The sequence below is a fragment of the Pseudomonas sp. HC1(2025) genome (genome assembly GCF_058742075.1).
This window is the reverse complement of record NZ_CP196017.1, coordinates 2,768,984-2,780,949: the sequence shown is the minus strand read 5'-3', so window position 1 is coordinate 2,780,949 and position 11,966 is coordinate 2,768,984. Positions and strand designations below refer to the sequence as shown.

9 protein-coding genes are annotated in these 11,966 nt (G+C 63.4%); all 9 read right to left on the bottom strand.

Annotated elements, in window-relative coordinates:
• Positions 1–174: 174 nt before the first annotated feature.
• Positions 175–1,593, bottom strand: a complete 1,419-nt coding sequence (locus tag ACSSVH_RS12615; protein WP_492634639.1) for an aldehyde dehydrogenase family protein — start codon at positions 1,591–1,593, stop codon at positions 175–177.
• 14 nt (positions 1,594–1,607) lie between these two features.
• Positions 1,608–2,933, bottom strand: coding sequence for an omega-aminotransferase AptA (aptA, locus tag ACSSVH_RS12610; protein WP_492634638.1), 1,326 nt, complete (start codon positions 2,931–2,933; stop codon positions 1,608–1,610).
• Positions 2,930–4,447: a serine hydrolase domain-containing protein gene (locus tag ACSSVH_RS12605; protein WP_492634637.1), complete on the bottom strand. Its 1,518-nt coding sequence runs from the start codon at positions 4,445–4,447 to the stop codon at positions 2,930–2,932. Before ACSSVH_RS12605 ends, aptA begins: the two co-directional genes overlap by 4 nt.
• A 64-nt stretch (positions 4,448–4,511) precedes the next feature.
• Entirely contained in the window at positions 4,512–5,792 is a 1,281-nt protein-coding gene (locus tag ACSSVH_RS12600) for an OprD family porin (protein WP_169951502.1), read from the bottom strand.
• A 130-nt stretch (positions 5,793–5,922) separates the two neighbouring features.
• Positions 5,923–7,554, bottom strand: coding sequence for an ABC transporter ATP-binding protein (locus ACSSVH_RS12595; RefSeq protein WP_492634636.1), 1,632 nt, complete (start codon positions 7,552–7,554; stop codon positions 5,923–5,925).
• Positions 7,555–7,556: 2 nt separating this feature from the next.
• Positions 7,557–8,426, bottom strand: coding sequence for an ABC transporter permease (locus ACSSVH_RS12590; RefSeq protein WP_170041454.1), 870 nt, complete (start codon positions 8,424–8,426; stop codon positions 7,557–7,559).
• Positions 8,423–9,364 (bottom strand): ABC transporter permease, encoded by a 942-nt coding sequence (locus tag ACSSVH_RS12585; protein ID WP_169951498.1) that lies wholly within the window; start codon positions 9,362–9,364, stop codon positions 8,423–8,425. The genes ACSSVH_RS12590 and ACSSVH_RS12585 overlap by 4 nt, the downstream gene beginning before the upstream one ends.
• A gap of 11 nt (positions 9,365–9,375) precedes the next feature.
• Positions 9,376–10,944 (bottom strand): ABC transporter substrate-binding protein, encoded by a 1,569-nt coding sequence (locus ACSSVH_RS12580; RefSeq protein WP_170057368.1) that lies wholly within the window; start codon positions 10,942–10,944, stop codon positions 9,376–9,378.
• A 126-nt stretch (positions 10,945–11,070) separates the two neighbouring features.
• Complete coding sequence (locus tag ACSSVH_RS12575; protein ID WP_492634635.1) at positions 11,071–11,937, bottom strand: alpha/beta hydrolase; 867 nt, start codon at positions 11,935–11,937, stop codon at positions 11,071–11,073.
• Positions 11,938–11,966 lie beyond the last annotated feature (29 nt).

Below are 11,966 nucleotides of genomic sequence, written 5' to 3'. Positions count from 1 at the left end.
GATGAGCGATCAACGACGACATTCTGTCGGAAATCGCCACTCAAGAAACTGATACACCTGGGGGCAAAACGGGGGCATATCTGAAACTTATCTGCCTGAGAACACAGCGCTAGAGCCTAGTCAAAATGTTCTTCGGCGATTCTGACAGCCTCTGAAAAACGCCTGCGCAAACCGCTAGTAGCCAAACAACGACTTACTCTCCAGATACTCATCAAACCCACACTCCCCCCACTCGCGGCCGTTGCCCGACTGTTTGTAGCCGCCAAACGGTGCAGCCTGGTCGGCGCGGGCGCCATTGAGGTGGACCATGCCGGTACGCAGTTGACGGGCAATCCCCAGGCTGCGTTCAAGGCTGGCCGAGGTGACGTAACCGGACAGGCCGTAGGGGCTGTCGTTGGCGATGGCGATGGCCTCGGCTTCGCTGTCATACGGGATGATTGCCAGGACCGGGCCGAAGATTTCCTCACGCGCCACCAGCATGTCCGGGGTGACATCTGCAAATATCGTCGGCTGCACGTAGTAGCCACGCTCAACGCCTTCAGGCCGACCTGGCCCCCCGGCGACCAATCGCGACCCTTGGGCAATGGCCTGGGCGATCATGTGCTGTACCCGTTCGTACTGCATGGCGTTGGCGATAGGGCCAATGGCCGTGCTGGGGTTGCTGTCGTCGTAACACACCTGCGCGAGCACGTGCTGGGCAATCTCAATCACCGCCTGTTGCTGTGCACGTGGCACCAACAGGCGTGTCGGTGCATTGCACGATTGGCCGCTGTTACGCATGCAGCCCAACACCCCATGGCGCACTGCGCTGGGCAGGCTGGCATCGTCGAGCAGGATGTTGGCGGATTTGCCGCCCAGCTCCTGGGACACTCGCTTGACCGTCTGTGCCGCCGCCTGGGCCACTGCAACGCCGGCGCGGGTGGAGCCGGTGAAAGACACCATGTCCACCTCGGCATGGCGCGCCAGCCCAGCGCCCACCCCCGGGCCGTCGCCGTTGACTAGGTTGAATACCCCTGCGGGCACCTCGGCCTCATGCAGCACCTGGGCAATGATCCGGGCTGACAACGGCGCACGCTCGCTGGGTTTGAGCACCACGGTGCAGCCCACCGCCAGCGCTGGCGCGAGCTTGCAGGTGAGCTGATTGAGTGGCCAGTTCCAGGGCGTAATCAGGCCGCACACGCCGATGGGCTCGCGCACCACCAGGGTGCTGCCCAGGCGCCGTTCGAAGCGGTACTCGCGCAACACTTCCAATGCCTGCATCAGGTGGCCCAGGCCAGCCGGCACATGGGCGCTGCGGGCCAGGGACAGCGGCGCGCCCATCTCCAGATGAACCGCTTCGATCAACGCTTCGCTGTGGCGCTTGTAGGCTTCGATAATGCGTTGCAGCAGTTCGATACGCGCCTTAAGCGAGCTGGCGGCGAACCCCGCAAACGCTTGCCTGGCCGCGCCGACTGCACGCTCCAGATCATGGCTGTCGCCAAGGGTGATGCGTGCCAGCACCTGCTCGGTGCGCGGGTTTACCACGGATTCGATGGTGGTGCCGTGGGGCTTGACCCAGGCGCCGTCAATGTAGAACTCAAACAGATCCGACATCCCTTGCACTCCCTTCAGGCAACGTGTTTCAGGGCGCTGCCCAGGGTGTCGAACACCAGGGCAATCTCCTGCGGGCTGATGAGCAGTGGCGGCGAAATCACAATTGTGTCGCCCGAGCCGCGCACCAGTACGCCATTCTCGAAACACCACTGCGCAACTTCGCTGCCCCGTGCGCCTGGAAACCCTGGGCGCGGCTCCAGTTCGACGGCGCAGAGCAGGCCGATAGCACGTACGTCCAGCACCGCGCTGACGCCCTGCAGCGCAAGTGCACTCGACTGCCACAGCCCACTCACGGCGTTGACGTGTTGGTTGAGGCCCAATTCGCGATGCACCTCAAGGGTCGCCAACCCGGCTGCGCACGCCAGCGGGTGCGCTGAATAGGTGTAGCCGTGCATCAGTTCGATGACAGTGGCCGGCCCGGCCATGAACGCCTCATACACCGCACCGCTGACCAGTACGCCGCCCATGGGCACCGCGCCGTTGGTCAGGCCTTTGGCGGTGGTGATCAGGTCCGGGAGCACGCCGAAGGCTTGCGCGGCAAAGGGGGCGCCGACGCGGCCAAAGCCGGTGATCACCTCGTCGAAAATCAGCAGCACGCCGTGCCGCGTGCAGATCTCGCGCAAACGTTGCAAATAGCCCAGGGGCGGCGGATAAACGCCGCCGGAGCCGGTCACTGGCTCGACGATCACGGCGGCCACGGTGCTCGGGTCCTGGATATCCAGCAACTGTGTCAACGCATCGGCGTAACTGGCGCCCTGTTGCGGCTGCCCGACGCTGAAACGCATGCCGGCGTCATAGGGCAACGGCAGGTGCGAGACCTCGCCCAGCAGTGGGCCAAAGTCACGCTTCTGACGGCCGATACCAGAGACCGACAGCCCACCGAAGCCCATGCCATGGTAGCCCTTGGCGCGCCCGATAAACTTGGTCCGGCGGCAATCGCCACGCGCCTGGTGATAGGCCCGCGCGATCTTCAGCGCGGTGTCCACCGCTTCAGACCCTGAGTTGGTGAAAAACACCTGCTCCATGCCGGCGGGGCTGACGTCGATCAGGCGCTCGGCCATCTCCAGGGCCTGGGGGTGGCTCATCTTGAATGACGAGACAAAGTCCAGGCGCCCCGCCGCTTCGCGAATCGCCTCGACGATTTTCGGCTGGCCGTGCCCGGCATTGACGCACCACAGCCCGGCCATTGCATCGAGTACACGGCGCCCGTCGGTGGTGGTGTAGTACATGCCATCGGCACTGGCGAACATCATCGGCTGTTGCTGGAACTGGCGCATCGGCGTGAATGGCGCCCAGAACCCGCGATTCACGCGCGCTGAAGGCTGGGAAAGATCGTTCATAGAGACTCCTGCAAAGCAATGATGGGATGGCCGGTCAGCGTCGGGCGCTGCAACGGGCCTGCGTTAACGTTGACGCTGCGGTCCACAGACAACCTGCCGTGTTCGATACGGCAGGTGACCCGGTCACAAAACGCCGTCTCGACAAACTGCCAGGTCATGCTCAACACCCCCGCTTCGGTCCAGCGCGCCTGCGCCACCACCGGGGTGAGCTCCGGCTGGTATTGGTGATGCAGATAGTGGCCGGTCATGCTGGTCCGGCTTTCGATGCCGGCCACGAGCCCGGCACGAATGCAATGGGTGCCACGGGGGTCGGTGAGGTAGAAATCACAATGCTCTGGGCCAAACTCCAGGCGCACTTCGCTGACCTGGTCTTCGTTGGCCTGCATGACGAACGTGCCACTGAATTCGGCCTGGCGCGGCGAACTCGCGGCGCCAGACATGACGGGCCGCTGTTGCCGCGCCAGCAGCGCCGCCAACCCGGCATCCGTCGCGCCGTCAGTGGGCACACCCAGCGCCGGCACCAGATGCTCCCACAGCAGGCTGTGCAAGCGCCGCTCGCCCAGCGCCAGCCCGGCGGTGAAGGCAATCACCGCGTTATGGCGCGGTAACACGATGCACTGCTGGCCAAACACTCCGGAGGCGTAGTAACCACCGTGCAGGGTCATCCACCACTGGTAGCCGTAGCCTTCGCGGCGCGTGACAGCCGCGTCGCTCGACTCGTCACGGCCCAGGTAGCGCTTGCCATCGAAGGCGCCCATCCATACATCGTCGACATGCCCACGGGTCGCGTCGGCCACCCATTCCCGGGACAGCAATTGCTGCCCTTCCCAATGACCTTGTTGCAAGTGCAGCACGCCGAACTTGAGCAAGTCCTCGGTGCGGCAACTGAGGCCGTTGCCCCCGGTGTTGAAGCCGCCCGGTGCAAGGTCCCACTCGATGGGCCCCATGCCCATGGGCTGGAAGATGCGCGCGTTGCACAGGGCGTACGCCGTCTGGCCGCTGACCACACTGACAATCGCCGAGAGCATGAAGCTTGACGCACTGCTATAGATGAACCGCTGCCCTGGCGGGTCTTCGACCGGCTCATTGAGGAACAACCGCACCCAACTGTCAGTGCGCCCGCGCCAGGCGCCACCGGAGATGCCCTGGCGATGCCCGGTGCGCATGGTCAGCAGATCCCGTACGGTCATGGCCGCCAGGTTAGCGCTGATGGAGGCCGGGCAATCGGCGGCAAAAAAGTCCACCACCTTGGCATCCAGCGACAACACACCGTCATCCACCAACAGCCCGACCGCCATGGACACCCAGCTTTTGGTCGCCGAGTGCTGAACATGCAAGCGTGCGGCGCTATAAGGCGCCCAGAACGCTTCGGCCACTACCGCGCCATCGCGGTACAGCATGAAACTGTGTAACTCCAGGCCCGCAGCGCTCACCGCATCGATGAAATCACTCACGCCACGCGCCGATACACGTTGTTGACTGGGCAGTGCCCGGCGCAACGGCAAACTCGTCATCTGATCTATCCCCTCATTTGCACTGCTTGGGCGTGCAACAGGCTGCTGTTGCACGCCATTACCGCTACCAGAGCGCCACGGTGTAGCCCAGGATCACTCGGTTTTCGTTGGTGTCACGGGCGAAGTTGCTGGTGGCGCTGGCGTTCTGCCAACGCAGCGATACGTCCTTGAACGTACCGCTCTGCACCACATAGCCCAGGCTCAAGTCCCTCTCCCACTCGCGCCCTTCGCCGTCAAAGCCGATGACCTTGGCGTTATCGCCCTTGGCGTAACGCGTGGAGAACAGCAGGCCCGGAATGCCCAGCGCAGCGAAGTCATAGTCGTAGCGGGCATGCCACACGCGCTCACGGGTCTGGGAGAAGTTGGCCAGTTGGTACTCGCTGAACAGGTAAGTGTTGGTACCGTCCACATAGGTGAACGGCGTCGAACCGTACTGCTCCTGGTAACCGCCGCTGAGGTTGTGGCCGTACAGGCCATAGCCGATGCGCGTGCTCAGCGCCCGGTTATCCACCTTGCCGGCCAGGGCTGCGGCGTCTTCGCTGGCGCTGAAGTAGCGGATGTCCGTCTTCAGGGTGCCCGGGCCCCACTTGAGGCTGTTTTTCAAGCCCAGGTAATGCTGTTGGTACAGGCTTTCCAATTGCGCGTACTGGTAAGTCACGAAGGTCGTCGGCGTGAGTGCGTATTCGCCGCCGGCGAAGCGGAATTCATCGCTCTTGGCGCTGCTTTTGTAGGCGCCGTATTGGCTGGTAAGCCCCATGTCCTCGTAGTGGGTCGAGTCGCGCTGCTTGACCTGGTCCAGTTGACCGGCGGTCAGGGTCAGCTTGTCGATGTCCTTGGAGGTGAGTGCCGTGCCGCTGAAGCTCTGCGGGAACAGGCGGCTCAGGTTCGGCTGCAGGGTCGGCAGGTCTGGCACCATGTAACCCACGCGCAACTCGCTCTTGGCCAGGCGCGCCTTGCCGGTGAGGCCAAGTTTGGAGTAGTTGTCATGGGCTCGGCGGGCGTAGCTGGGAGCGCCGGGCTCGGCCATGCTGGAGCGCGCCAGCAGCCCGGTGCCGGAGTTGTCCGGGCTCGAATCGAGCTTGATGCCCAACATCCCGACCGCGTCCAGGCCAAAGCCCACGGTACCGTCGGTAAAACCCGACTCGAGCTTGAGGATAAAACCCTGTGCCCATTCGGCACGCTTGTTCTGCCCGCTGGATTCGCGGTAGTCGCGGTTGAAGTAGTAGTTCTTCAATTCCAGCGCGGCTTTGCTGTCGGCGATGAAGTCGGCCTGGGCAAACAGGGGCATGAAACCGGCCCCCATGACGCTGGCACTGGCGACGACTTTGTTGATGCGGTTATTCATGTGTAGGTTCCTGGCAGACAGGTTGAGTGGGGTTGTTTTTGTTTTCTTCGGCCATGGCTTCGCCCGCTTCGCAAATCGGCGATTTGCGAAGGGTTGGGTTTTGATGCCGTGGCCTGGGGTGCAGCAGTACCTAAATCACACTGGCACGGAGGCGGTAGCTGCCGTCCGCGCGTTTCTCCAAGGGGCTGGCCGCCGCAAGTAGCCGGCGGGTGTAAGGGTGTTGCGGGGTGTCGAAAATCGTGTCACGCGGGCCCATTTCGACCACCTCGCCCTGGTTCATCACCGCCACGCGGTGGGCGATGCGCTCCACCGCCGAGAGGTCGTGGGAGATGAACAGGCAGGCAAAGCCATATTGGCGTTGCAGACGCTCGAACAGTTCGAGGATCTGTTTCTGGATGGTCATGTCCAACGCCGAAATCGGCTCGTCGGCAATCACCAGCTTGGGCCGGCGCACCAGCGCCCGGCCGATCGCCACGCGCTGGCGTTGACCGCCGGAGAGTTGATGGGCAAAGCGCTCGCGAAACTGTTCGGGCAGGCCCACGTCGACCAGGGTGTCGGTGACCCGCTGGCGTTTTTGCGCAACCGTCAGGGCCGGCTCATGGCGCAGCGGCTCGGCGAGGATCTGGCCGACCGTCATGCGCGGATCGAGGGACGAATACGGGTCCTGGAAGATCATCTGGCATTGCAGGCGATGCGCGCGGTTGGCGGCGTTGAGGATATCCACGCCCTGGAACAGAATCGCCCCGGCGCACGGGTTGACCAACCCGACGACCGCACGCCCCAGGGTGGTCTTGCCCGAACCGCTGCCACCGACCAGGGCCAGGGTCTCGCCCGGCGCGATGCTCAGGTTCACCGAGTGCACCACGCGCTTGGGCACGCTGCGCCCCCAGAAACTCCGTGGCCCCGGGTGCTCGATACACACATCCCGGACCTGCAGCAACGGGCTGTCGGCCGCCGGCAATGGCCCCAGCGTCCCACGCCGGGGTAGCGCTTCGAGCAACTGCCGGGTGTATTCAGCCTTGGGGGCAAAGAGGATGTCTTCGATACGGCCCTGCTCCACCGCCTTGCCCGAGCGCATCACCACCACTTTATGGGCATACCGCGCCACCAGGGACAGGTCGTGGCTGATGAACAGGATCGCGGTGCCCTGCTCGCGGGTCAGCTCCAGCATCAACTCGATCACGTCCAGTTGCGCCAGGCAGTCCAGGGCCGTGGTCGGTTCGTCGGCGATCAGCAGCGCCGGGCGCAGCAACATCACCGAAGCCAGCATGATGCGTTGGCGCATGCCGCCGGAGAATTGGTGCGGGTAGGATGCCAGGCATTTTTCGCCGTCCTTGATGCCGATGCGTTGCAGCATGGCGATGCAGCGCCCGTGGATCGTCGCCGCATCCAGCGCGGTATGCAGCTTGAGCGCCTCGCTCATCTGCCGGCCAATAGTCAGCGCGGGGTTGAGCGAGACCATCGGTTCCTGGAACACCATGCCGATCCGCGCACCACGCACCGCACGCATGGCCTTGGCATCGCTGCTGTCCAGCGCTTGCCCCTGGAACAGGATGCGCCCGCCGCACACTTGCATGGGTGCCGGCAGCAAGCCAATGGCGGCGCGGGCGGCCATGGTCTTGCCGCTGCCAGACTCGCCCACCAGGGCGACGATTTCGCCAGGGGCCATGGTGAAGCTGAAGTCGTCGACGGCCAGCGGACCGTCCACGCCAACGCGAATCTGCAGATTTTCAACGGCCAGTAAAGGCACTGGAGCGCTCATGCTCATTTCCTCATGCGCGGGTCGAGACGATCACGCAACGCATCGCCGAACAGATTGATAGCCAGCAACGTCAGGCTGATAAAGATGCCCGGGAAGATCCCCAGCCACGGCGCCGTCGAGATATAGGTGCGGCTTGCCGAGAGCATGCTGCCCCAGGTCGCGGCCGGCGGTGGCACCCCGAGGCCGAGGAAGCTCAACGCGCTCTCCGAGAGCAACGCCCAGCCAAACATACTGGTGGCCAGTACACACAGGGGCGCCAGGCAGTTGGGGGTGATGTGGCGGAACATGGTGTACAGCTCGGAGTTGCCGATCACCCGCGAAGCCTCGATGAACTCCAGCTCACGCAGTGACAGCACGCTGCCGCGCACCACCCGCACCACCGATGGGGTGTAGGCGATGCCCAGGGCGAGCACGATGCCGTACTGGCTGGCGCCGACAATCGCCATGATGCCCAGGGCCATGAGGATGCCGGGGAACGCCAGCAACGCGTCGTTGAGCATCATCAGCACCCGGTCGGTCCAGCCGCGCAGGTAACCGGCGAGCATGCCGATCACCGTGCCGCAGATCACCGCCACGCTGACCGAGAGCAGGCTGATCCACAAGCTGGTACGCGCGCCAATGATCAGGCGGCTGAACACATCGCGGCCAAACTCGTCGGTGCCAAGCCAATGCACGGCACTCGGTGCGTGCAGGCGTGAGAGCAGGTCCAACTTGAGCGGGTCGTAAGGCGTCCACACCACGCCGAGCAATGCCAGTAACACCAGGACCGCGAGCAAGCTGCCGCCGATCAGGGCGTTGAGCGGCGGGTAACGCCGGCGCCGCCGAGGCGAGATCGCCGCCACGGTGGGCAAGGCAGGAGTCTTGAGGTTCATAGCTTCACCCTTGGATCGAACAGCGGATACAGCAGATCCACCAACAGGTTGACCAACACATAGATGCAGGTGACCAGCAGCAGGCACCCCTGCAGCACCGGGTAGTCGCGGGAGAAGATCGCATCGACCATCAACCGGCCGATGCCGGGCAAGGTGAACACGGTTTCCAGCACCGCAATGCCGCCGAGCAGGTTGCCCAGGATCAGGCCAATCAAGGTCCAGGTCGGCGCAAATGCGTTGCGCAAGGCGTGTCGCCACAGCACCGCGCTTTCCGACAAGCCCTTGGCCCGGGCATGGGCGATGTACTCCAGGCGTAGCACCTCGATGGTGCTGGCCCGGGCCATCCGGGCAATGGCGCCGAACTCCACCAGCGTCAGGGTGATGATCGGCAGCACCACATAGGTCAGCGCTTTCATAGGGTCGGTGGCGAAGCCGACGTAACCGATCACCGGCAACCAGCCCAACTGAATGCCGAAGACATACAGCAGCAGCAAGCCCAACCAGAAGCTCGGTACCGACAGCAACAACGTTGCCGTCGCCACCAGCCCCAGGTCCATCGCACTGTTTTGCTTCCAGGCTGCGAGCAAGCCCACCGGCACCGCGAGCAGGGTCGCCAGCAACACTGCCACCAGCACCACGGTCGCACTGACGCTGAAACGCTCGACCAGCAACTCCAGCACCGGCTGACGGCTGCTGATGGACACCCCAAGGTCGCCACTGAGCACCGACTTGATCCAGATCAGGTACTGGGTCACCACCGAGTGGTCCAGGCCCAGGCTGCTGCGCATGTCGGCCAGGCTTTGCGGGTCGGCCATGTCGCCCAGCATCAACAGCGCCGGGTCGCCGGGGATCAGGCGGATCAAGGCAAATACAATCACCGAGATCAGCAACAGGGTCGGCACCGCCATGCCGAGCCTGTGCAATATGAATCGAAACATAGCGCTACGCCTTACTTGGAAGTGTCGGCCAGCTTCACGCCCCACAGGCGCGGCTTGGCAACGGGCCAGGAACGATAACCCTCAACGCGCTTACCCATGGCGCCGATGGCAGTGCCGTTGTAGATGACCACCATGGGCACATCCTTGAGCATCAGCGTGTGCAGCTGGTCGAACAGTGGCCGGCGCTTGGCAGGGTCAACTTCCCGCTGGGCCTCGCGCAAAATCGCCAGGGCCTGGGGGTTGTCCCAGACTTTACGCGGCTCCTTGTCCTTGTCGCCGATCACCGATTCGTAGCTTTGCGCCGCATCGAAACGCCCCGAATAGGAGAACGACATCATTTGGTAGCTACCGCTCTGGTAACGCTCCAGCTGCGTGCCCCACTCCAGGGTTTCCATCTCGATGTTCAGCCCTGCTGCCTGGGTCATGGCCTGGCTGAGCAAGCCCATGTCGAACATCTGCGGGTAGCGCTTGTTGACCAGCATGCGGATTTTTTCCCCGCGGTAGCCGGCCTCTTTCAACAAGCGCCGGGCCTCGTCGAGGTTGTAGGTGTAACCCTGCTGCGCGATGCCGTCGTAGTAAGGGCTCGCGGTGGGAATCACTGAGTTGTTGACCACCGACAAGCCATCGGACAACGCCGCCACCATCTGCGCGTAATCCAGGGACAAGGCCACCGCGCGCCGGATGCGCACATCCTTGAGCAGCGGGTCGCGGGTCTGGAACAACAGGCCGCTGATGGTCATGATCGGGCTGACCTGGATCTGCAGGTTCTTGACCTGCTTGAGTTGCGCGGCATCCATCGCGGTCACGTCCGGCAGCAGGTCCACGCCACCTGACAGCAGCGCGGCCTTGGCCGAGGCTGCATCGGGGATCACCTGGAAGCGCACGGTGTCGACAAACGCCTGCTTATTGCCGGTGTAACCGTCCGCCTCGCCTTCGGCACGCGGGGTGTATTGCTTGAAGCGATCCAGCTCGACGTACTGGCCCTTCTGCCATTTGCCCAGGGTGAACGGGCCGGTGCCAATCGGTGCGCGCCAACTGCCATCGGCGGCCAGGGAGTCTGGGTGCAAGATGCCGCTGCCGGCACAATCCGGACGGGCCATGGCGGCCAGGAACAAGCCATTGGCCTGGTCCAGGGTGAACACCACGGTTTTCGGGTCTGGGCTTGAGACATCGACGATCTTGGCCGCGCCGCGCCCATCGAACTCCGCCAGGCAACGCCACTGGGTCTTGGGATCGAGGTAGCGCTGCCAGGTCCATTGCACCTGCTTGGCCGTCAATGGCTGGCCGTTCTGGAAGAGAACGCCGTCGCGCAGGGTAAAGGTGTAGCGCAGGCCATCGGCCGAGACGGCAACCGCACTGGCCAGCATCGGTGCGATGCTGGTGTCTTCGCGGTACGCCACCAAACCTTCGACGATATGCATCATCACCGCGTCGGTATTGTCGTCCCGGTTGACCCCTGGGTCGCTGCTGCGGATATCACCGTTGATGCCGACACTGATGACCTGGTCTTGGGCAACGGCCATGGAAAAGGCGCACGCCGACATCGCAACGGCCACTGCCGTCTTTACGTAACTATTCACGGGAGAAAGACTCCTTGAAGAAATTTTCCGGTCAGTGGCGAGGGCCAAGGCAGGACCGGCATCAGAATGAGTGAATCCTTGGTTATTGTTATACGGTCTGTTCTGAGTGCATCTACCTACGGTGTATCAGCCCAGGCTGCGCTTGTGGCGCAACACCTTGGCAAAAAAGTCCTGGGCGGCCGGCATGGCCTTGACGCCCTGGTGCGCGACGTTGGGCAGCAAGTCAAAGTGCACCTGCACGCCGGCGGCTTCGAAGCTCGCCTTCAAGGTGGCCAGGCGCTCAGGTCGCGTGCGCCCGGCAGCGTTGGCACCGGCCATGTAGTGTTTGCCACCTTCACGGTGGGTGATTTCCCAGGTTTCGAGGTCTGAATCACCCACCACCATGTGCACCGGCAAGCGCTGCAAGGCTGGCAGGTTCAGCGGCTTGCCGAAGCGCGTGGCAAAGTCCCGCACGCCGACCCACCAGTCCTGATCGGCATCGAGCAGGGTCACCGAGCCCGGTGCGCCGATGGACGCCGCCCAGAGTTTCTCGGGGTGCAGGTAGCAGAAGCGATGGGTGAATTGCCCCCCACCGGAATAGCCGAACAGCGCGAAGGTTTCAAAGCGGCGGCCGTAACGCTTGCCGACACTGGCAATCATGTCGAGCAACACCTGGTCGTAGCGGATATCGCCTTCGACCATCTGCTTGTAGCCATCGCCATTGCCGTCCCCCAGCACGCCGACCGGGAACAGCGGCGACAGGATCACACAATCGTTCCAGCGACCAAATTCGGCGAAGCCATTGCGGTAAATCTCCATCGCACGGGTTGAACCGTGCAGCGACACCACCAGGTCGATTGGCCGGGTGCTGTCCTCGATGGCTTCAGGCACATAGAGGGTGTAGGCAAACCGGCTGTCCCCATGATGGGAGTACACGGTGGTCGCGCCGAGGTGATACACGTTCTTTGCAGCACGCAATGCTGCGTGTTCAGGGCTGATATCTGGATTGCTCATTGGGTAAGTTCGCCGAGTCAGTTCGGGCT